This is a genomic window from Psychroflexus torquis ATCC 700755 (assembly GCF_000153485.2).
Lineage (GTDB): Bacteria > Bacteroidota > Bacteroidia > Flavobacteriales > Flavobacteriaceae > Psychroflexus > Psychroflexus torquis.
Window position 1 is genome coordinate 2,978,485 of the sequence record NC_018721.1, and the last position, 22,342, is coordinate 3,000,826.

Below are 22,342 nucleotides of genomic sequence, written 5' to 3' on the forward strand. Positions count from 1 at the left end.
AATAACTGCATCTTGAACAATTCTAGCAAATCGCTTGATGTTTCCTGCATTATTAGTTTACCTGATTTTTTTATCGCGATACCAGTCTCGTCATCTATGGATATGACTTTTGGCAAATTGACACTTATAAATTATCTGGAAAATGGTACTGTGATAACTCAGGTATGAGTGATTTTATGCCTGATTGTAATTATCCGTTTTTTATATTTTACAAAGGAGATATTCCTTGTAAGGCTATAAAACTTTTTAACTTTTTTGAGTACCCAAAAGTTAGAATTGAAAGAGGTGCATCACATATTATGAGTGACTTTAGGGAAGTAGCCTAAAACTTTATGTTTAGTTTTGAATAGTATTTCTAACGCATTAGTTTAAATCGACTATGGGTTTTAGTGTGGAATTATTTTTTGAAATAAAAGCCAAATCCCCTTAAAGAAATAGCTTGGTCAATACTGAAAATAGTGGTTTGCTTTTTATTCGTGAAATTTACAACAAACCCTTTAAGTGTGAAATTTTTTGGCGTTGTGATACTTTTAATTTGTAGTATTAAAAAGGAATAAGAAAAATGAATGAACTTGTTTAGTCATAGTTAAGGTAAAATATCCGAATTATAAAAAAAAACCACAAATAGAACTGGAATCATTTATTTGAAAGGCTTTTCAACCTAGTTCTATAAAACGGCAATTTCGAGGAACCAATAAGTAAAAATTTTAGAACTTAATTGAAAGTTAAAACAGATCACTTACTATATCAGTCATTCTAAAAGGACAAGGCTACATAGGAGTACACTAAATTCTCTCAGGCCAGATGTTGGGTAACTCGCCACTGAATCCTATTTGAGGAAGTTCATTGATTTTTTTCATCTCTTCTTTAGATAGTTCAAAATCGAATACGTCAATGTTTTCCTTTATTCTTTCGGGCGATGAAGATTTCGGAATAGCGATGACATCGTGTTGAATTATCCATCGTAAGCAAACTTGTGAAACGGATTTCTGATATTTTTTTGAAAGCCCTATTAGCAAGTCATTACCAAAGACTTTTCCTCTTGCTAAAGGAGACCATGATTCTACAGCTATACCGTGATTCTTACAAAATTCAGTGACTTGAGGTTGCCAATAACCGGGATGGAACTCAATCTGATTCACTGAGGGACTTACTTTGGCCGTTTGAAACAGGGCTTCCAGATGTTCAGGCCAAAAGTTACTAACTCCAAGAGATTTGATTTTTCCTTCAGCTTGTAACTCTTCCATGGCACGCCATGTATCAGCATTAGTTTTTTGCCAATCCTTGTAGTTTATCGCATTAGCCGGCCAATGAATAAGATAGAGGTCTATATAATTTAAATCTAACTTTCTCAACGATTCGTCTAAGGCTATTCTAGTCTGTTTATATCCTAGATTCTCCCGCCAAAGCTTAGTGGTTACAAAAATTTCCTCCCTTAAAACTCCACGAGCTTTGATTGCTTTACCTACGGCTTCTTCATTTTGATAAATTGCCACAGTATCGATTAACCGATAACCCAAAGTCAAAGCACTCTTCTGGATTGATTTGATTCCTTCTTCTTCATTTGCCTTATAGGTGCCAAAACCTACAATTGGAATTCTATTGCCATCGTTTAAATTTTTTTCCATCAGTTTAAATTTAATTGATTTTGATTAGAAAGAGGTAGATTGAATGCTGTCCCTCTTGTGTGTTTTACATCATTTTAAAATTAATCTGACCCTATCCAGTCCTTTTATTCGTAAAACCTTAGCATGTTTTTTATGGTGTATTAGGACTGTCATATTTGTTTTCATTTTGGATTAGTCCAGTAGTCTACCACAAAGACTTTTTCTAAATAGGGTTGCAGGCTAGCTACAAACGCTTGGTGATTTGGATGTGGGGTATATATGCTGTCTCTATCACTTTCAGATTCAAACGTTACCATATAACAATGGGTAAAATCTTGATGAAAATTTTCTGGACTATCATTTATTCCCCATTCAAAATCCTGTATTTCAGGAATTGCTTTGGGCAAAGCGTTAAAAGATTGATTTAACTTCTCAATTTCCTCCGCAGGGGCATCATCCTTAAATTTAAATAGAACAACATGCCTCAAAAGTTTGTTTTGTTTCTCCATATCTTGTTTATTTGTTACTTCTTTTTTGTTGTTTTCTTCTTCTTCTTTTACTTCTTGTTTACAGGCTGTACCTACTATGCTACATATCAGTACCATTGGAATCAGCGCTTTTTTGATAAGATTCATTGTCATGATTTTTAATTTATATGTATTGAGTGAATTTGTTCATTTTTATATCCTTATATTACTTTAACCGTAATTATGTCTTGGATGTTATAATTTTTGTCTGCATTGACTATATTTCTATACAACCATTATATATCATCCCCCAATCCCTAATGGGCTAAAAATGAACCAAATAATCAACACCAAAACAATCAATACCACAGTTAGAATTACGTCAGTGCTCCATTTAAAAGATGTCCTTTTTTTCTTTTGAAAAGTTACAGCTTCCAATAATAGAAGGGATTGTGGAGTCCCCAGCTTGCTAATAATCATCAATTCGGCAGAACAAAAAAGAAAAAGGAACAAGGCAAAGTGCAAGAAATTAATATCTAGAAAATAACTCAAGGCACTATCATCGGTTAGTAGCAAGGAACCCTCATTGACCATGAATTCTGCTACCAAACGAAACATTCCTATTACAAAACCGGTCCATAGAGTAACAATTGCGGCACGGGCATTTATCCATTTATAAAAAAGGCCTAGCAGAAAAACAGCCGCTATAGGCGGGGCTATATAGGCTTGAATACTTTGTAAATAGTGAAATATACCCCCACCCATTAGTGCGTTCATAAAAGGTATCCAGCCCAAACTAAGCAAGACCAACACTATTGTGGCAATCCTACCAAATCTAACAAGATCTTTTTCAGAGGCCTCAGGTTTGAACTTCTGATAAAAGTCGATGGTCAGCAAAGTGGAACTGGAATTAAAGGCGGAAGACAGTGAACTCATCAAAGCAGCCAAAAGGCCAGCAATAGCTAATCCCTTTAATCCGGTTGGTAAAAATTCTGTAATCATAGTGGGAAGGGCTTGGTCTGCATTCTCCATAGAGAAACTTATCATGCCTTTTTGCATAAGGGCATAGGCAATAACTCCTGGTAGAAAAAATAGAAATACAGGTAGCAGTTTAAGGTATCCCGCGAACAAAGCCCCTTTTCGGGCATTGCTAACATCCTTTGCGGATAAGGCACGTTGAACGATAAACTGATCGGTACACCAATACCAAACTCCCAAGATTGGTGCGCCGAACAACATCCCTGTCCATGGATATTCAGTATCATCGGTAGATCGCCACAGATTAAAAAATTGATCTACAGGTGGATTCCCAGATGTGTTTGCCGCCATGTCGATGGTGCGTATCATTTCATTCCAGCCACCCAATTCGTACAATCCGAAAAATACCACCCCCATAGTGCCCAGTATTAATATAAAAGCTTGCGCCATATCGGTATAAATAACAGCTTTTAGTCCACCTAGAACCGTATAAAATCCGGTGGCCACCACCGTAATAATTGCACCCGTCCAAAACGGAATGCCCAACACTTCAAAGACCAGCGCTCCGGCAAAGATGATAAGTGAAATTTTGGTGATGATATATGCCAAAACGGATATAACGGATAAATAGTTACGACAGGCTTTTGAATAACGTTTTTCCAAAAATTCAGGCATTGTGTACACCCCTGTGCGTAAATAAAACGGGACGAAAACCCAACCGAAAAGGATTAACACCAAGGAAGCTAGGATCTCAAAATTCGCCATAGGCATGCTTCCCCGTGCCCCTGCACCGGACACTCCTAGAATAATTTCTGAACCAATGTTAGAGGCAAACAAAGAAGCCCCTATGACAAACCAGCCCTGGTTCTTACCTGCCAAAAAATAATCGACAGACGAAAAGGCCGCATCCTTTTTTCCCTTTGATGCCCATTGTGCAATCCAAAGAATGATGCCAAAATATAATACGATGATCGCGATATCCAGAAATTCCATTTTTAAAGTTTTACTCGGTTTAGTTATATTTAATTTTAGTGTACACTAAAAATGGGGCTACCCGAATGAGGCCCCACTTGCAAAAGTATTTTACCATCAATTACCAATCTTTCAACCCCAATAATTTCTCCCCGAGATCCGATAATTCTGCTCTTTCATATTTTGTCTGCTCCCAGTTCCGTGGATCCCCAGGAAAGGCATAGCCTACAGGAGACTCACTGTTCTTCCAAGAATTAGTCCTCCAACTCCTCAATGCTTTATCCTCCTCCTGTGCGGGCATCATAGAAATATACTGCGCTATTCGAACTTGGTCTTCGGATGTATTTGGGCGAATGCCGTGGGGTTGTGAACTATTAAAGATTAAAAGGTCTCCTGCCTCCATGGCAACTTTCACTAATTTATCCTCCAAGTCCGCTACATCTGGTTTAAAGTGATCTCTGTCTTCCGGTTGTGTCAATTTCCATGTGGCATAATTTCTGTACAACCATGGAATACATTGAAAACCTCCCATATCTTTATCGGTCTGATCAGCCAAAGCCAATACCCCTTGTACGTTTTGAGGTTTTGTTTCTGGATCGTAGTCCCAATGAATGAAGCCTTTGTATTCATGGCCAGGGCGCATAGGGAAATTCAAATTAGCTCGGTCTATGGTTACCCATAATCTTTCGGTTCCCCAAATATCGCTAAAAGCGTCATAGACCCTTTGCGCTTGTCGGTTATTCCATAAATGTTGGTTGTTATAGACCTCTACCATTCCTGTCCCTGCCAATTCCTTCATTTTTATTTCGGCCCGGGCCTTGGTGTACCATGTTTTCTTGTCGTTAGAGTCTTTTTCTTCAAATTCCCAAAGAAATGCTGCCGTTTTTTTAGCTTGTTCTGAGGATACTGCATTTTTAACGACTATATAACCGTTCTCTTTCCAAAACTTCCATTGCTCCAAGGTCAAGACCTTAAGTGAATTGACAGCTGCCTCGTTTCGTAGTTGCGCTTTACTGCTTTTTGCAGTAGAAGGGTTCCCTGGAATTTCTTTGTGTTCGTTGCCAGGAACCATTGCCTTAGCTGTATTTTTCATGTTGCAAGAATTTTAATTTAATTCACAATAACGTTATTGTTTTTTTATTTAGAAATAGTTTCACCCTATTGATATTTATTTCAATTCGTAAATGCCATTGTATTGTACTCACTATGCGTTTCGTTAAAGAGTATAGTTTTAATAACTGGGCGAAACCGCTCTGATTGCATTACTAGTTTAATTTTATCGCTTTGGAACTGTACTAAATCCTTTGTATTAAAGTGGTTTTTTAGATAGGTATTAGCATATTTACAAACATGTTCTTTTGATTATAAACTATCTGATTTTAAACATATTATATTTCATGAGATTAATACCCTAATTCTATTTCTATAAAGTGGTTCCATGAAGTTAACTATGCACCTCTAATAACTCTTCGACACAAAAGTCAGCATCAACACTTTGGGAAAGTTTACCTCAGTTAGCCAAAACTTGTACTAAATTGATTTTTTATGTTGTTGTAAGCAAATCTAATATACATTCTTATACCTTAGTATCATGAAAGTTCAGTTAGAAACCATCACCAACAAAGTAAATAGATCGTTCAGCATCATCTTCGACCCAAGGTTGAATGATCTTTTCTTTTGGCATTTTCATCCAGAGTATGAACTGGTCTATATAGAAGGTGCAGACGGTCCCAGACATGTAGGCAATCATATTTCAAACTACCAAGGCAGTGATCTGGTATTAATAGGGTCGAACATTCCTCACTTAAATTTTGACTATGGAGTTAAAACGGGTTATAGAAAAGTTGTGGTTCATTTGAAGAAAGAGTTGGTAGAGACCAATTTTCACAAAACTCCAGAATTAATATTGATCAATACCATGTTCCAAAAATCAAAGCATGGCCTAGTCTTTAAGGGAAAACTAAAAAAAGAATTGGGAGTTAAATTGTTTGCATTAAAGGGCTTGGAACCTACAGAACAGTACCTGCAGCTGCTTGAAATATTACGTGAGCTATCTAATTCAGAGAAAACTGAGCTTTTACACAATCGGCCTTACGACAATCAGGTTAGCGATAAAGATCAGAAAAGAATCAGTGCGATTTTCGCTCATATCGATAATAATTATCACCATAAAATAAAACTTCAAGATATGGCTGTTCTCAGCCATATGACCAAAGAAGGGTTCTGCCGTTACTTTAAAAAAAGGACAAAATACACGTTTACCGAATTTTTGAACCGGTACCGTATTAGCCAATCAAAACGAGATCTAATGACGGGCAAAAGTGTGAGCGATGCCTGTTTTGCTTCGGGCTTTGAAAGCTTGTCGTATTTCAATCGTATTTTTAAGAGGATTACCAATGAAAATCCGCGTGAGTTCCGTAAAAAGTATGCTTAAAACAAATAAATTGATAAAAAAATTGCGTCACATTATACGCTCTTTTTGTAACATGATATATTTTTCTTATAAAATTAAGATTTATGGGACTCAAAGATTTTCTTTTAATTGCTAAACACCCTTTCAAAATTCTAATACTACCAAATTAAACCTAATTATCACTTAATTAAACTAGTATATTTAATTCCACCTTTAATTAGACTTTACAACTAAGACAAAAAAGTAGATGTAGACTATCTGAAACGAGCGTTTATCTATACTTGGTAGAATTTGACTTGATCTTTATATTAATAAATGTTTAATATGCATGATATGCTTGTATAACTTTTAAATTATACTTTAATCACCATATTTACTGGTAATTGTTATCTTAGTTGACATTAAGTGGATGTGCATCAGTGATGTGATCAAATTGAAATAATACCAATTTAGTTTTTAAATGTTGCATTAAAAATTTGAATTATACTACGACGTAGCTCAGCACAGGTTTTTTACTTAGTTGAGGAAAAAAATATAAGCATAGCACTAGTTACGGTTCTATTTTATGACGATTAGTAAGTGAAAAATAAACTGATTTTATACGATATTTGAATGCTAAATTGTTATAGTATACTATTTTACAGAAAATCGAACTATGAAATACTTTAAATTTTTAACACTTCTTTTATTTTTATTTACTGCTGAAAATTTTTATTCCCAAGTTGATTCTACCATAGATAATAAAATAGATTCCTTCCTTAACAAGTTAACTGATGAAGAATTTTCAGGGACAATTTTAGTAGCAAAAAATGGTAATATTACTCAAAAACGAGCTTATGGATTAGCGAGTAAAGAACTTGATGTAAAAAATAAAACTGACACAAAATTTAATATCGCATCTATAACAAAAACCTTTACTGCCGTTGCGATACTTCAATTACATGAAGAAGGGAAAATTGATCTAAACACACCGATAGGAAATTATCTAAAAGATTATCCAAATGAGAAAGTTAAAAATTCTGTAACCATCTCTCAGTTATTAACCCATACTGCAGGATTACCAAACTTTTACGTGACTAATTTTTTGGATGAATGTAAATTTAAATTCAAGGACGTAAAAGACTTTGTTCCATTATTCGTAAATGATTCCTTGCTTTCAGAACCGGGAACAGAATATAATTATGATGCCGCTGGATATGTATTACTCGGATTAATTATAGAAGAAATTACTGGAAACAATTACTACGACTATCTAAACCAAAATATTTTCAGAAAAGCTAAAATGATAAATACCGCTGCTTATGATGTTGACGCCATTATAGAAAATAAAGCAAACGGTTATACTTTTGCAGGAGATACAACTAAGCCTTTAAAGAACAATGTCTTTTACTTGTCAAAAGCATCTCCCGGGGGTTTTCACTATTCTACCGTTGAAGATTTATTTAATTTCAATAAAGCTCTTTTTAGCTATAAATTGATAAATAAAGTAACTGTGGATCTTATGATAAAGCCTCGTATTAAAGGATATAATACACATTTAGGTTACGGAATAGATGTAGATAAAAGGTATAATGAAACTATTTTAGGTCATAGTGGTGGATGGTATGGAATAAGTGGTGAGATAATCTACTTGCCAAAATCTGATTATACTATTACAATTTTATCAAATGTAGATTCGAGTATAGATTCAGGTAAACCAATGGTATCAGACTTTTTTAAAGTATTACTGGCAGGTAATATCTAAGCACATAATTCTATGTCGGACAGAAGAATCGATTAAATCGTATTGCATAAAATAAGCGGTCGGAATTGAACATAGTTACGCAAATGGAATTCAAAATCTCTGTACTTAAATAGAACTTTAAATTTTTTGCGTAAAACTAAATTTGAAATAGTGACGGAAAGTATATTTACTAACAATGGCTATAAAAAATGGTGGGCAGTAAGTGCCATATTAAAAGGTACGGTATATTTACGAAGACCGCCGAATCTTTTGATTTGGCTTTCATAGAAAAATAATATAAAAAGCTTTGGCTATAAGCTTAATCAAAAGTTCACTACTTTTAATTATCATACTAAACATAGTCTAGACAGTACCAATAATTTGTACAGACATCAATCTTACATATTAATATTTCTGCTTTTCATGGGATTTATTTCCTATGCACAATCTAATTTTGCTGAAATCGATAAGCATGTAGCAAATATTGGATTCAATCCAAAAGACAAACTTGCCAAAAAAATAACGTCGGAATTCAATACTGATTTATAAAAAGTGCGTGCTTTATTTGTGTGGATTACGAACAATATTACTTACGACTTTGAATTATTAGAAAGTAAGAAACTAAAGCAGGAATTTTATATTTCACAGGACAGCGTTATAGATAAAACTTTAGAACGGAAAAAAGCAATTTGTAGTGGCTATTCACTTTTGTTTAAAAAACTTTGTAACGACCTCGATATACAATGCGAAGTTGTGAATGGATATTCAAAACAATGGCTTGATAGTTCTATTTCTAAAAATGTTTCTGACCACGCTTGGAATGCAGTAAAAATTGATGAGAAATGGTTTTTAATAGATGCAACTTGGGCAAGCAAAAATGAAGATAATACCGAAAGAGATGACTTTTGGTTTATGACTAATCCAGAATCCTTTGTGTATTCTCATTATCCTGAAAACGAAAAATGGACTTTGTTGGAAAACGGACTCACAAAAGAAGACTTTGACCAATTACCGTCAATTACTGACCGAAGTTTTTTTGAAGATGGAATAAAAATTTTAGTTCCAAATAAAAAATAATTGATGTAGAAAGAGATCGTATTATTAAAGTCGAATTGGGAACAAATAATACAGAACGCGAGATTTTATTACGCGGTTATCCTCATGAAACCTATGCCTCAAAGAACAATTTGGAATTTCCAAGTGATGAGGAATATGCAAAACTGACTTCAGAGGAAAGGAATAAATACAATAAAGTTATTCCGAGTATAGAAATAATGAAAATTGAAACAAAAGATAATAAAATTCTGATAGAAGCACGTTTAACTTCTGAAAACATAAAGAAATTTGAAATTGTAGTGCAAGGAAATGATATCGCTACAATTAAAGTAAATTTGAAATAAAAACTATTGGTACCAAGGTGTATAATTAATTGCTTTGGCAAGTGCTTATCTAAAATACTCTGATGGACTTTTCTCTAGTCCGTAGTTGTTTTACCAATTTAAGTTGCTTAATCATGTAAGTAACCATGAATATTCCGTTATGTATAATTATTAAAATACTATTAAATTTTATATTCCTGCTAGTTTTAAGCCATTTGTCTTTTAGTCAAAATAGCGAAAGCGCAAACCTAAATTTGGTTTTTTACAGCGAATGTTCTGGTAAAATTATAACGCCTGAATTTGATATAGATATTGTACCTGAGTCGGACACTATTAAAATACTGACTTATTATATTGAGAGAGCAGAATGGATTTCACAAAATACAATCACTATTGATTTAAGAAAAAATGACACTATAAAAATACCGAGAATACTCTTTGGTAGAGGAAATGAATTATATAGCAAACGGTATCCACCCCACCAACCACATATTGACCACCTGACTTTCTCTCGATAGCTTTGCTCTAAAATAATATTTATTATGAGCAAACACGAAGAAATGTACAAATTGGTAACGGAATATCAAAGTAGTGGCCTTTCGTCAAAAGCCTTTAGCAAAGAAAGAGGGATCAGCCCTTCTACTTTTAGTTACTGGATACGCAAAAAGAAAGAGGAAGATCACCCGGGCGGTTTTGTGGAAGTAGACACTGGATTGAAATCTTCAGCCAGTGCCATGGAATTTATTTACCCCAATGGGGTCAAGCTTCAAATGAGTTCACCGGATCTGGCATTAATTGCAAGGTTAGTAAAACTTTACTAATGTTCTCGCTAGGTTCTTCCCATTGTTATCACTTTTACCTCAAGCCCTGTGATATGCGTAAATCCTTCCATGGCCTAAGCGGACTGGTAAGAAATGAACTGAATAGGGAGCCCACAAGTGGCGATGTGTTCGTTTTTCTTAACCGGAATCGCACCCATCTGAAGCTCCTTCATTGGGAACGGGGCGGCTTTGTTTTATACTATAAACGCCTGGAGCGGGGAAGCTTCACTCCACCTGCAATAAGGGAAGGCCAGACTAGTTTCAGCTGGCCGCAACTGGTGCTGATGATCGAGGGTATTACGGTTAAAAAAAGTGTTCAGAAACTGCGCTATTCACACTAGGAAATAATCGTATTTTATCAGTAAAAACAGGGGTTAACGCTAGGTTCAAAGTATCGGTTTTTGTATATTTATCCTATGCAAAATGCCCTGGAAAACCTTACTAAAGACCAACTTTTGAGCCTACTTCAGAAGAAGGGAAAGGATGTTGAAAAGGCACACTATAAGATCTTGGATTTGGAGTTTCAACTGGCTCAGTACAAACGGATTGTTCACGGACAGAAAAGAGAACGCTTCGAGGGTGATAAGGATCAAATGAGCCTTCCCTTTGAGATGGAGCCAGAAATAGCACAAAGGCAGGAAGAAGAAGTAAAGGAAAAGCTTACCTATGAGCGCCGAAAAAGGAAATCTGCTCATAAAGGTCGAGTACCGCTTCCGCAGCATCTTCCCGTGGAAGAAATCAAGATCTACCCTGAGGGCGATTTAAGCGATATGGTCTGTATTGGAGAAGAAATCACCGAGGAATTAGAATATGAGCCTTCCAAATATTACATCAAACGCTACATCCGCTATAAATACGCTCCTCGGAATAAAGAAGGAGTTGTAATAGGAGCGCTTCCAGAGCGAGTTATTGAAAAAGGAATACCGGGAGCCGGGCTTTTAGCTTCCATTCTGGTCGATAAGTATGAAGACCATCTCCCTCTTTACCGCCAGCTTCAGCGTTTTAAAAGAGCTGATATTCCTATTGCCTCTTCCACTTTGGAAGGCTGGACCAGGCAAAGCCTTAAAATATTGGATATTCTTTATCAGCATTTGCTGGAAGATATTCGGTCAAAGGGGTATCTCCAGGCCGATGAGTCCCCCATCAAAGTCATCGATAAGAAAAAGAAAGGCACCACCCATCAGGGATACTACTGGGTGTACCATTGTCCTATAGATAAAACGGTGCTTTTTGATTATCAGTCGGGGCGCAGCGCCCAGGCTGCAGCGCATGTATTATCAGGATTTAAGGGCTACCTGCAAAGTGATGGGTATTCTGTTTATGATAAAATTGGAAAACGCGAAGGGGTTACTCACCTTAATTGCTGGGCTCATGCCCGAAGGGAATTTGATAAAGCCCGGGACAATGATAAACTAAAGGCAGAGATAGCGCTTACTTTTATCCAGAAGCTCTACAAAGTCGAGGCTAAGGCACGGGAGAATAATTTAAATCCAAAAGAGCGAAAAAAGCTTCGGCTGGACGAGTCCTTGGGGATCATTGATGAATTTGGAAAATGGATGGTAAACCAGCTAAAGGATCACCATATCCTGCCAAAAAGCACAATAGGTAAAGCTATGAGTTACAGCCTGAACCGGTGGGACCAGCTCAGTGCCTATTTATATGATGGGGTTCTCGAGATAGATAATAATCTCACTGAAAATGCTATAAGAAAATTAGCTTTGGGACGTAAGAACTATCTCTTTGCAGGCTCTCACGATGCGGCACAACGAGGGGCAATTATGTATTCCTTCTTTGCAATCTGTAAAAAACACGAGGTGAACCCTTATCAGTGGTTAAAGTACACTTTGGAAAATATTATGTCCATCAACCACAAGAATATTAAAGATTTGTATCCCCAGAATTACAAAAAACTACAGAATACATAAGAGAAGTTTTTTACCCGGAATTACCTGATAAACATAATCAGTTTGACTTGCTATATGTAGTTGGTGGGATGGATACAGCAAACGCTGGACTTATCTAAACTGCAATAAAATTTGCAAAGGAATAGAAACCGACTATTATTCTAACGGGAATAAAAGGCTTGTAGGAAATTTTGAGAACGGAAAACCATCAGAAATTAAGTTTTATAGAGAGAATGGAACTTTTGAATCTCAAGACATCTATGAAATAGGAACTTTGCATAAAACAAGAGTGAATTATTATAATGAAGATGGAGAACTAATTGAATATGAAATTCACAAAAACCAAAAAAGAAAAACGGTGATTAAAACATTTAACAAAAATCAGAAACGAATTAACAAAGAAGTGCGATATTATCACATTCAATAAAATAAATATGGGCAACACCGTATTTAATTTACTGCTTGGTACGGGTCCATTTTACCCTGCTTCCACTTTTTCATAATCACAGGTGCTAGACCTGCATAACTCACTTTCATTTGTAAAACGATTAATACCATCTGCCAAGACAACCAAAATTTCAGCTATTTTATTTTCAATCTCTGGTATCGTTTTTAGGCGCGTTAAAACATCTTGACGCTTTTGTTTAACTATTACTAATAGTTTAGTTTTCCAAGGTTTTTATCTTCTTTTAAACTTGTTTCAAACTGCTTTCCAAATAGGGGAGTACCTGTATTCCTCTCATTATTTTTGAAAATAAATAGTGTCCCTAAAAATAATTATGGAAATTAAGATGACGAAAACCTGTGTTCACCCTGTAATGAAAAAGATAAACGAGTAGTGTTGGCAAACCTTCGGTGCATTAGAATCTTGATTGCAGCATTAGTAGTGGTTAATTAAAAGTCTCTTGGATAATATATATGAAAGTGTTAGCTTAGGTGAAAATAAAACAACGTCCTATAATAGATATATACCCTATACTGAAGATTTTAATAGGGTTTATAAGGATGTTGGCTGTAAGCCGAAAAAACAAAACTGAAATTATTTAATAAATGAATAAAAGGACATTAAACACCTTTTTATCGCGAGGGTTCCCAACAGATTTGATTGATAAAATTGATAAATTATCATTAACATATTCTGCTTTAAATAATATTTCCAAAAAAACTCTAATCAAAATAGGATTTGATGAAAAAGAAGCTCTAATAATTCATACAAAAACTGGCAGAAATAGAATTGAAAAAGAAGTCATAAAATCATTAATTGAAAAGAGTGGAGGTTGTTGTTGCTTTTGTGAAAATGGTATTAATAACCAGCCCTATCAAATACATCACATCGAGGAATATCACCTAAGCCAAAATAATAATGAATCAAATTTATTAGTTGTATGCCCTACTCATCACTTTGTAATTCATTCCGAAAAAATAAGCCAAACTGAACAAATAATCAAAAAAAATAAATGGAGTAAAATTTGGGAGATTTCTAAAGAATATAACAATAAACAATTATCATATCCATTTAAATCATTTTCAATAATAGATTACATAAAAGAAGGAACGTTAGCAGAGGTTCTTTCATTTAGCATTTCTAATAGTAATTTATGTGAATCATTAACCTTTGGAACTTTAGCTGATAATGCATATAGCATTCTTTTAAAAACTAATACTCTAATATTGGCAGGTAATTCAGGTAGTGGTAAGTCTACATTTTCATTAGGAATAGCTGGGAAATTTAAAACAAGTACTGTTTTAAAGTATGAGCCCAAAATAGATAACAAAATTGAAGATATATTAAATCTTATATCATTCACTGTGAATGAATCAATTTTAATAATTGACGATGCTAATTTATACTTTAGTTCTAATGAAATAGAAAAAATATTAAATGCTACAACTAAAAAACTTAAAATTATTATAACTTTTACTTCAGGAACTGTTGATGAAGGAGTCGAAAACCATTTCCCTCTTAATTCAATATTTCTTTCCTGGCCCGAGTTAGAAATTAGGTGCAAACAATATTTTCTTGATAAAGAAGAATTACTAATCAATTATTTGAATGAAAATAACATCAATAATTTTGATAATAATACAATTGGTTTTTCATTTCCGTCTATTACATTACAAAATCTATTTGATAGTTTTTCAAATAGAATAGATAAAATAAAAACAGTTTGGGAATTTATCTATTTATTATCAAATGGTCATTCAAAGATTGATAATATTTCCACTAAACTTTATGCCAAAGAAAGGTTAGATATCGTTGTCTTTTTTTGTTCTGTCGTTCAAATTGGAAATATTGACTCTGGAGTTACTATAAGTGAAGTTCAAACTTTATATAGAGAAAATAATATATTAAATCTATCTTCAGAACCCGAACAAAAGTGGTTATTAACCATATTAGATAAATTATGTTATGAGCGTATATTAAAAACAGACAGAGGCAGATACAAGACTATTCATAGAAAATTTGCTCAAAACTTCATTGAATCATTTTCATTTAAACACCCAGAAGAAGCTGACAATATTTTAAAAAGTTATCTTGACAAACAAACAAATGCGAAACCGATAGTAATTTTATGGTCTTGGTTAAAATTAACATCTGCAAAATTTATAATTCCTAAGTGGTTAAAAAGTAAAGGTTATAACTTCCATATTAATTTTATATCAAAATGTGCTGAAGAAGATTTTGCAATACTAACTAACTATTTAAGTCTTATTGAGCATTCAATTCAACGAGATAAAGTTGTTTTTGAAAAAATCATCAATCTAAATATTGAAGGAATATCAAGTTCAATGAACAATTATAATGAACCTATATTTTACTACCATGGAAATTTATATAGAATCTTAAAACAAAATGTAAATTCAATAGCTGAACAAGTTTTTAAAAAATTAGATATTAATATTTTTACAGATAAAATTAAAATTGCTTCACCGAATGAATACTTTAACCTTAACTGGATGTTTAACTCACTAATTGAAATCAATAGTGATATAGTTAAACAAATAGCTGAAAAACTTAGTTTTTCAGATTGTCTTAATACATTAACAAACGTTGAATCAGGAAATGTTTCAAATATTGAAGAGGTAATTATATTTTATCGTAGATATATATTGCGCTTTAAAAGGAGTTATTTTCATAAATGTATTCAAATTATTATTAGTAAAACATCTAATTCTTCTTATTCCAGTTTGAATTTTCCATATTTTTATTCAGGTTTGACTGAATTTATTTTTATAAAAAAAGAAATTAAGGCTGTATTAAAAAATTTAGATTTTGAAAGGTTAACCAAAGAATTGGTATGTTGTACTCCAAGAGATTGGAATAATATTGGAGTATTCCTTCTTTATACTAATTTATATTATCCTGAATATTCAAAAAACTTTATAGACCTTATTGATTTACCGAAATTAGACGAAACTATTTCAAAATACTATAAAATGGATAGATATAATTTTAGGTGTTTAATCCATTTCCTTGGGTGTAGTAGTTCATCTAAAAAGAAAAAAATATCAAAATTTCTATTACCTTTAATCAATGATTTATTAACAAACTCATTAAACAAATATGAACTAAAAGAAATATTAAAAGCTTTTTATAAAATTGACAAAATAGAATCAATAAGATTATCAACGGAATTTAAAATTAGTATTTCATTTGAAGAAGATGAACGAAATGAGTTACCAAATTTTGACGATTCTTTTAACTCTAATGATTTAAGTACAGATTATTTTTTAGACGATTATCGTAAGTATTAAAGTACAAACAAAGCCAGTTGCCAACAATGTATAAAAAACATAGGGCGTCTGTGTTAACTCCAAAGTTCAGTACTTATGTACAAGGTCCGTTAAATATAAAATTTGGCATTTAAGAGAAAAAATAAAAGCAAAATATTTATATTTAGCTAAGTAATAAACCGAAACGATAGTGCTTATTAATTGCCCTACGTTTCTTAGTGTGCCAAGAATCAGCCATGGCATTAAACTGGCTGCATGCTGTAGATAAGATGATGGTAGATCCATCAAAGTCGTTGTATAGGCGATGGCTCTAAACCCCCTAAAGGTGCTGTTGTAAAGACCCCCGAAGCCTCGGGGGTGCTGAGCGTTTAGGAGAATCTAGTCCTAGAGATTAGCAGGTACGAATAAAGGAGTTGAACTAAAGTGAACCATTGAAGAGGTGTCGAGAAGTAGGAACCTCCAGTCAAAAGCTACAGGGCGGAGCGTTAAGAAAATGTCCTGAGGACATTTTTAGCGAACGAGCCAGTTGGTGTGAGGCATACGGAGTGAAAAGTAATGTTAGCAATAACATTACTTACAGAGATAACCTATTTATTTTCTGTAAAGTCCCGATATCTATCGGGATCATTCAGGTGGCAAAGCCTGCCCCGTTTTTTTCGGGGAACTTTACTTGGGCTTGGCTAGTGTCTGGTTGGAAATACAGCAAAATCAAAAATGTTTTTTTTTGCGATTTTTGTCTTTAATTTTAATCGCCTGATGCTATTGCATCACCTCATAAAATACAAAAACAAATCTCATCAAAAATAATTCATTTTATAAAATCTGTCTATTTCCAACCAGTCACTAGTTTCGGAACTTGGGAAACTGCTTATGAATGATAGACTTGTGTAAGGCTACCGTATTAGGATTCGCTACAAGTGAAAGGGAAATATTCAATCGAAACAAGCGAGAGATAGTCCCGATAGGTATCGGGAGAAGTTGAAAGCAGAGGCAGATTAATCCGTAGTAGTGTTGATCCCGATAGATTCTGTGTTAATAATCAAGTGATATTTCAATTTATTTAATTAATATTGATATTTGAAGGCAACTATAAGTTAGCCTGCAAGGGTACCTCCGCATTTGTGTGGTGTACCCTTTTTTGATGATAGTCATTTTCATAGGGATTCTGGTTTTTATCTATCACAAAAATAAGTTCAAGCATTTTTCTCTGCACAGCAATCAGCGCCTTCATTTTGATTCCACTTTTTGATACGATCCTAACATATAAGTCTTTATGCGATTGGTTGTATTTAACAGAGGATAGAGATGGAAGGTGCATTGATTTTCTTAGATGTCTGTTGCCTCTCTTTGATATTCGAGGTTTACCTTTTATTGATGTTCCTGATTGTTTTTCCTTGACATCAAAACCGGCGTAACTGGTCAATTGCTTCTTGTTTCTAATGAGTTCGAACCCATTAGTCTCTGCCAGTACCGTTACAGCAGTCAGTTCTCCTACCCCAGGTATAGTACAAATATTATCTACTCTTGTCTTTACCTCTGGGTGACTTTTAAGTAATGTTGCTATGTCCAATTTGATTTCTTTTTCCTGTCGATTTAAAAATTTGATTCTATCTTCGATTCGAACAAGGCTCTTTTGGTTAGGCATAGCTTCTGTCTTTTCTGCATGTCTCTGGTTTTTTACCATTGATCTTTCTTCAACGATCTGATCACGTTCTCTGGTCAATTGTTTTAATTCTCTATAGATGTCCTTGGGCCGTATCCAATTATCCAGTTTACGCTCTAAACCAAACTGCGCAATAGCTTGAGAAGCTGTCTTATCTGTTATAGTTTTAATATCAAGAGACCTTGCATAGTTGCTGATCTTATTGGGTAGTATAACGCTAACATCAATATTCATGCTTTCCAATGCGTATGCTAATCTCTCGTGGTACACGCCGGTCGCTTCCATTACATATCGCATCTGAGCAGCATTCTCACAACAGGAGGATACCCATTCGATCATAGATTGGATACCATTGTCACTGTTTACAAATACTTTGTATGCAAAGATTTCAATACTTAAGCTCTCCAACAGCCTACCTAATGACACCACTAATTCCTTTTGGGCGACATCAATACCCGCGACTTCTTTTAAAACCTTTTCCAATTGTCTCATTTTAAGTTAGTTAAATTAAATAATAAAGTGAAATATCTCTTCACGTCTTTTCTCCTAGTTGGATATTCTGGATACCAAATTACTCAGTGGCTCCTTACATTCTGTTCAGACTCCAAGAAATATAAGGGAATAAGGTCATTTCTATCGGTCGATATATCTTGAAGATTACCTAGCCATCGGTTGACTCTTATTCCCTTTCACTTATATTTACAAAGCTAATTTTTCATAGTAATACAAACATAGGAGCGATCGGGAGTGTAATGAAACTGGAGCAAAGGGATGAGCTAATTTTAATTTACAATTTGCCAACTTGCAAAAGGAAGAGCTTATATTTGTATACTAAATTAGAAGAGCCGTGTGAGGGGAGACTTTCAAGCACGGCGGTGCACTGAGCCTGTCGAAGTGTTCTGTGAGAGGCTTGGGGTGAAATTCCCCTTGTCTACTCGACCACAAACACGTTATCTGCAAGCTGAAAAAAATGACAAAAAACTACTTCTTCATAATTTTATTACTTATTTCTCTAACAAGTTGCGGACAAGAAACATTTGAATTTGAAAGTAAAATAAACCCAGAAAAGATTTACACTCTTTCAATGAATATGTCATCAACGAATAAAACCAAGTATTTAACCGAAAGAACTGACCTAAAAGATAAAACCTCTGAGGGAATATCTTCAACTGAAATGACTAGAATCACAACAACTAAAAAAATTGAAGAAAACGGACAATTTGCTGCAACTATAGAATATGGAAAAATAATTAAGATTGCAAATGGTAGTAAAACTGAAAATCCGATTACAGGTACTATTGTAAATGGGTATTATAAAGAGAATACATTAAACGTTCAAGAAGTAATATCCGAACAACTCAATGAGAAAACAAAGAATAGTATTAAATATACATTAGAAAATGTCAAACCCGATATTGATTTTCCGAAAAAACCTTTAAAAATTGGAGATAGTTTTGAACACAAAATGCCTATGACAATTCCTGTAGATGGAGCAAATCCTGTGAAAATTAATATTATAAAAACATTCAAATTAAAAAGCGTGAAGGATAATATTGCATTATTTGATTTGGAAGAGATAATACAATTAAACACAGAAATTGAACAAACAAATGTTATTGCAAATGGAAACGGAAATGGATTTGTAGAATTTGATATTTCAGAGAATCATTTAATTAAAAATAATGCCTCTTTTACAATTGAACTGAATGTAAAAATAAATGATGAATTGACCGTTAATACTGTAGTTGGCTCAAATTCTGAGATAACTACAATAATTGAATAAAGCCAGCTTGTAACAACGTGTATAAAACATAGCTATTACAGGCTTTACGAGAGGTTTTGTACATTTATAAAGTACGCCAATTTTTTTATTTGGCTATATTTAGAAAAGAAAAATAAACATAAAAATAAAAAATTCGGCTTGTGTTAAATTCAAAAAGTTGGCGTCTTTTTACACGCTACACTTTATACACAAGACCGTTATCTGAAACTGAATAAAAAACCGTTAAACAATATCAAATTGAACAAACTTGAAATAAAAAATATATTCTTTGATGATGTTGAAAAGTTATTTGATACTTCCCTAAATCAGGTTGCTAAAGAAGCAGGAGTGAATGCAAAAGATATTTATAAAAAACAATGAGGAAAAATCACATGCAAAATTCATCAAAATAAAAGTAGCTAACAAAACCTATACGTAATACGGGTTTTGGTGGTGAATTGAAAGTTTGGAGTAATTAATAAAAATAGCTAAACCAAAGGTTTAGCTAAGTGCTAATTTGAAAGTTCAGAACTTTGAAATCCTGCACTACGCATAGCCAAACGTTGTGCTTCATTGAATCCAAGTTCGATTGTCGAATTAATCGACTCTACCTTCAATATTCACCCTATAGACGCACTTATTGTAAAAATAGATAGTTTTAAATCTATTTAATTTGTGTATATTTGCTATATTAAGATGAAAATATGGCAATGCTAAACCTTATTCCGACAGAAAAGATTATTGAACGTCTTCGATATGAAAATCCATGGTGGATCACCAAAGAGATACCGAACACATATAGCTCAATGTCCAAGAGACTATATTTTGATCTCTTTTATCCATTCGTCCTTGAAAGGAGCATTAAAAGAGCTTTAGTTCTCATGGGTCCTAGAAGGGTTGGTAAAACAGTAATGCTATTTCATTGCATTGAAAACTTACTGAAAGAAGGAACAAATCCTCATAAACTATTCTTTATCGGAATTGACAACCCTATTTACGTCAATTTAAGCTTAGAGGACGTTTTAACTCTATGCAAAGATTCTTTAAACCTTGAAAACCTTAATGGTTGTTATGTCTTTTTTGATGAAATACAATACTTGAAAGATTGGGAAAGACATTTAAAAATATTAGTTGACTCATACCCTGAAACTAAATTCATTGTTTCTGGCTCAGCAGCCGCAGCTTTGAAATGGCACAGTACGGAAAGCGGAGCGGGTAGATTTACTGACTTCTTGTTACCTCCATTAACATTTCAAGAATATATCCATTTGAAAAAATTAGACCATTTAATTTTTGAAGGTGATATTCAATATGGAGACAAGGATATAAAGTATTGCTTAACTCATGATTCAAAAGTATTAAATAAAGAATTTCTCCATTATTTAAATTTTGGAGGATACCCAGAGGTTGTATTATCTGAAAAAATACAAGGCGATATGGGTAGATATGTGAAAAACGATATTGTAGACAAAGTTCTTCTTAGAGATTTGCCAAGCTTGTATGGAATCAAAGATGTTCAAGAGTTAAACAGGTTTTTCACATACATAGCGTATAATACTGGAAACGAATTCTCATATGAGACAATGTCTAGAGAGAGTGGAATTCAAAAAGATACATTAAAAAAATATCTAGAATATTTAGAAGCGGCATTCCTAATTAAGGTATTAAATAAGGTTGGAGTCAATGCAAAAAGATTAAAAAGAATAACAAGCTTCAAAGTATATCTTACCAACCCATCACTTCGCACTGCTTTATTTTCCCCGATAAGTGGAACAGACCAAGAAATGGGAAATATGGTAGAAACAGCAATTCTTTCACAATGGATGCATCGAGAGCAACTAGATTTAACATATGCTAGATGGAAAGACGGGAGAAATGAAGGTGAGGTAGATCTTGTTTTAGTAGATGATAAAAATTATAAACCTGTTTGGGGAGTGGAAATTAAATGGAGTAACCGATATTTTGATAAACCTCAAGAATTGAAAAGTTTAATTAAATTTTGTGAAGCAAATAAATTCGAAGCTGCTGTTGTCACTTCAATTGATAAAATTGGAATGAAAGAAATACAAGGTTTGAAATTCACTTTTCTTCCTGCTTCGATATATGCTTACAATATTGGAGAAATCACACTAAAAATGAAAACTAATAATTAAAAAAAAAACGAAAGCACAACAAAGTACTGTGGCAAAAAACAAGTAAAAACTCATTAATTTTTCACTAGAGTACCTCGATAGGTAGCATTGTACATCAAACCTGATTTAGCACTAGCAAAGGCTTGTTTTAATAACTTATTACAGACTGCTTTTTGCTCTTTCATTTAGCTACATTCTGCTCACAAATATCCCTACAAGCCTTGTTTTACCAGCCTGCTGGTAGGTTTACAGGCGTTAAAACTACACATGAATACTAAATCATGCAGTTTTTGATTTCCTATTTTACTGATACAGCTACGTCCATTTTACACTGCTTCCGCTTTTTCTAATCACTGGTGTTAGACCTGTATAACTCACTTCCACTTGTAAAACGGTCAAAGCCATCTGTCAAGACAACCAACATTACAGTTATTTTATTCCCGATCTCTGGTATCGTTTTTAAGCGTGTTAAAACATTATAATACTCTTGTTTGACTACTACTAATAATTTAGTTTTCTAAGGTTTTTATCTCCTTTTAAACTTGTTTTAAACTGCTTTCTAAATAGGGGAGTACCTGTATTCCTCTCATTATTTTTGAAAATAAATAGTGTCCCTAAAAATAATTACGGAAATTAAGATGACAAAAACCTGTGTTTCCCCTTTAATACCAAATTAAACCTATAATGTCCCAATAAATCGTTTCTTTTTCGCCTACTTTTTATTAAAAATAATTACCGTAGCTAAGGCTATGCTAATTATTTTTAACTTCAATCAATCAAAAAATA

Annotated in this window: 17 protein-coding genes; 12 read left to right on the top strand and 5 right to left on the bottom strand. The window is 33.7% G+C overall.

The genetic code is table 11. From position 1 onward, the window contains the following. Positions 1–785: 785 nt before the first annotated feature. The 4 genes from P700755_RS12805 to P700755_RS12820 form a co-directional block, all read right to left on the bottom strand. Entirely contained in the window at positions 786–1,628 is an 843-nt protein-coding gene (locus P700755_RS12805) for an aldo/keto reductase (RefSeq protein WP_015025078.1), read from the bottom strand. A 161-nt stretch (positions 1,629–1,789) separates the two neighbouring features. Then, entirely contained in the window at positions 1,790–2,242 is a 453-nt protein-coding gene (locus P700755_RS12810) for a Dabb family protein (RefSeq protein ID WP_015025079.1), read from the bottom strand. Positions 2,243–2,377: 135 nt separating this feature from the next. After that, complete coding sequence (locus tag P700755_RS12815; RefSeq protein ID WP_015025080.1) at positions 2,378–4,045, bottom strand: sodium:solute symporter; 1,668 nt, start codon at positions 4,043–4,045, stop codon at positions 2,378–2,380. A 100-nt stretch (positions 4,046–4,145) separates the two neighbouring features. Further along, a complete protein-coding gene (locus P700755_RS12820) occupies positions 4,146–5,117 on the bottom strand; it encodes a phytanoyl-CoA dioxygenase family protein (protein WP_015025081.1) in 972 nt (323 codons plus the stop codon). 498 nt (positions 5,118–5,615) lie between these two features. Between P700755_RS12820 and P700755_RS12825 the strand changes: the two genes are divergently transcribed. The 9 genes from P700755_RS12825 (at position 5,616) to P700755_RS12865 (ending at position 16,020) form a co-directional block, all read left to right on the top strand. After that, positions 5,616–6,458, top strand: coding sequence for an AraC family transcriptional regulator (locus tag P700755_RS12825; protein WP_015025082.1), 843 nt, complete (start codon positions 5,616–5,618; stop codon positions 6,456–6,458). A gap of 634 nt (positions 6,459–7,092) precedes the next feature. Further along, positions 7,093–8,181: a serine hydrolase domain-containing protein gene (locus P700755_RS12830; protein ID WP_015025083.1), complete on the top strand. Its 1,089-nt coding sequence runs from the start codon at positions 7,093–7,095 to the stop codon at positions 8,179–8,181. A gap of 402 nt (positions 8,182–8,583) precedes the next feature. Next, complete coding sequence (locus tag P700755_RS21010) at positions 8,584–8,709, top strand: hypothetical protein (RefSeq protein ID WP_281013629.1); 126 nt, start codon at positions 8,584–8,586, stop codon at positions 8,707–8,709. A gap of 3 nt (positions 8,710–8,712) precedes the next feature. After that, positions 8,713–9,237 carry a transglutaminase domain-containing protein gene (locus tag P700755_RS12835; RefSeq protein WP_083858513.1) on the top strand — a complete coding sequence of 175 codons (525 nt, stop codon included), beginning with the start codon at positions 8,713–8,715 and terminating at the stop codon, positions 9,235–9,237. A 35-nt stretch (positions 9,238–9,272) separates the two neighbouring features. Beyond that, entirely contained in the window at positions 9,273–9,560 is a 288-nt protein-coding gene (locus tag P700755_RS12840) for a hypothetical protein (RefSeq protein ID WP_041758367.1), read from the top strand. Between the two features lie 521 nt (positions 9,561–10,081). Then, positions 10,082–10,360, top strand: a complete 279-nt coding sequence (tnpA, locus tag P700755_RS12850) for an IS66 family insertion sequence element accessory protein TnpA (protein ID WP_015024194.1) — start codon at positions 10,082–10,084, stop codon at positions 10,358–10,360. Beyond that, on the top strand, positions 10,360–10,701 hold the full coding sequence (tnpB, locus tag P700755_RS21345; RefSeq protein WP_015024193.1) for an IS66 family insertion sequence element accessory protein TnpB: 342 nt from the start codon (positions 10,360–10,362) through the stop codon (positions 10,699–10,701). Before tnpA ends, tnpB begins: the two co-directional genes overlap by 1 nt. A 75-nt stretch (positions 10,702–10,776) precedes the next feature. Then, positions 10,777–12,285 (top strand): IS66-like element ISPto8 family transposase, encoded by a 1,509-nt coding sequence (locus P700755_RS12855; RefSeq protein WP_015024343.1) that lies wholly within the window; start codon positions 10,777–10,779, stop codon positions 12,283–12,285. A gap of 1,029 nt (positions 12,286–13,314) precedes the next feature. Next, positions 13,315–16,020, top strand: a complete 2,706-nt coding sequence (locus P700755_RS12865) for an HNH endonuclease signature motif containing protein (protein WP_015025085.1) — start codon at positions 13,315–13,317, stop codon at positions 16,018–16,020. A gap of 1,066 nt (positions 16,021–17,086) precedes the next feature. Here the strand turns inward: P700755_RS12865 and P700755_RS12870 are convergent. Next, positions 17,087–18,154 (bottom strand): IS110 family RNA-guided transposase, encoded by a 1,068-nt coding sequence (locus tag P700755_RS12870; RefSeq protein ID WP_015025086.1) that lies wholly within the window; start codon positions 18,152–18,154, stop codon positions 17,087–17,089. Positions 18,155–18,632: 478 nt separating this feature from the next. Here P700755_RS12870 and P700755_RS12875 point away from each other — a divergent pair, with 478 nt between their 5' ends. From P700755_RS12875 to P700755_RS12880, 3 genes are all read left to right on the top strand, one after another. After that, positions 18,633–19,445, top strand: coding sequence for a hypothetical protein (locus P700755_RS12875; RefSeq protein ID WP_015025087.1), 813 nt, complete (start codon positions 18,633–18,635; stop codon positions 19,443–19,445). A 237-nt stretch (positions 19,446–19,682) separates the two neighbouring features. Further along, positions 19,683–19,805: a hypothetical protein gene (locus tag P700755_RS21015; protein WP_015025088.1), complete on the top strand. Its 123-nt coding sequence runs from the start codon at positions 19,683–19,685 to the stop codon at positions 19,803–19,805. 329 nt (positions 19,806–20,134) lie between these two features. Next, complete coding sequence (locus P700755_RS12880; RefSeq protein ID WP_157609299.1) at positions 20,135–21,577, top strand: ATP-binding protein; 1,443 nt, start codon at positions 20,135–20,137, stop codon at positions 21,575–21,577. Positions 21,578–22,342 lie beyond the last annotated feature (765 nt).

What these genes read in the sequence shown, in the direction of transcription:
- P700755_RS12820 (WP_015025081.1), bottom strand. Translation starts at nt 5,117, where the DNA reads ATGAAAAATACAGCTAAGGCAATGGTTCCTGGCAACGAACACAAAGAA.
- P700755_RS12830 (WP_015025083.1), top strand. Translation starts at nt 7,093, where the DNA reads ATGAAATACTTTAAATTTTTAACACTTCTTTTATTTTTATTTACTGCT.
- P700755_RS12810 (WP_015025079.1), bottom strand. Translation starts at nt 2,242, where the DNA reads ATGAATCTTATCAAAAAAGCGCTGATTCCAATGGTACTGATATGTAGC.
- tnpA (WP_015024194.1), top strand. Translation starts at nt 10,082, where the DNA reads ATGAGCAAACACGAAGAAATGTACAAATTGGTAACGGAATATCAAAGT.
- P700755_RS12865 (WP_015025085.1), top strand. Translation starts at nt 13,315, where the DNA reads ATGAATAAAAGGACATTAAACACCTTTTTATCGCGAGGGTTCCCAACA.
- P700755_RS12815 (WP_015025080.1), bottom strand. Translation starts at nt 4,045, where the DNA reads ATGGAATTTCTGGATATCGCGATCATCGTATTATATTTTGGCATCATT.
- tnpB (WP_015024193.1), top strand. Translation starts at nt 10,360, where the DNA reads ATGTTCTCGCTAGGTTCTTCCCATTGTTATCACTTTTACCTCAAGCCC.
- P700755_RS12855 (WP_015024343.1), top strand. Translation starts at nt 10,777, where the DNA reads ATGCAAAATGCCCTGGAAAACCTTACTAAAGACCAACTTTTGAGCCTA.
- P700755_RS12880 (WP_157609299.1), top strand. Translation starts at nt 20,135, where the DNA reads ATGCTAAACCTTATTCCGACAGAAAAGATTATTGAACGTCTTCGATAT.
- P700755_RS12875 (WP_015025087.1), top strand. Translation starts at nt 18,633, where the DNA reads ATGACAAAAAACTACTTCTTCATAATTTTATTACTTATTTCTCTAACA.
- P700755_RS21010 (WP_281013629.1), top strand. Translation starts at nt 8,584, where the DNA reads ATGGGATTTATTTCCTATGCACAATCTAATTTTGCTGAAATCGATAAG.
- P700755_RS12825 (WP_015025082.1), top strand. Translation starts at nt 5,616, where the DNA reads ATGAAAGTTCAGTTAGAAACCATCACCAACAAAGTAAATAGATCGTTC.
- P700755_RS12870 (WP_015025086.1), bottom strand. Translation starts at nt 18,154, where the DNA reads ATGAGACAATTGGAAAAGGTTTTAAAAGAAGTCGCGGGTATTGATGTC.
- P700755_RS12805 (WP_015025078.1), bottom strand. Translation starts at nt 1,628, where the DNA reads ATGGAAAAAAATTTAAACGATGGCAATAGAATTCCAATTGTAGGTTTT.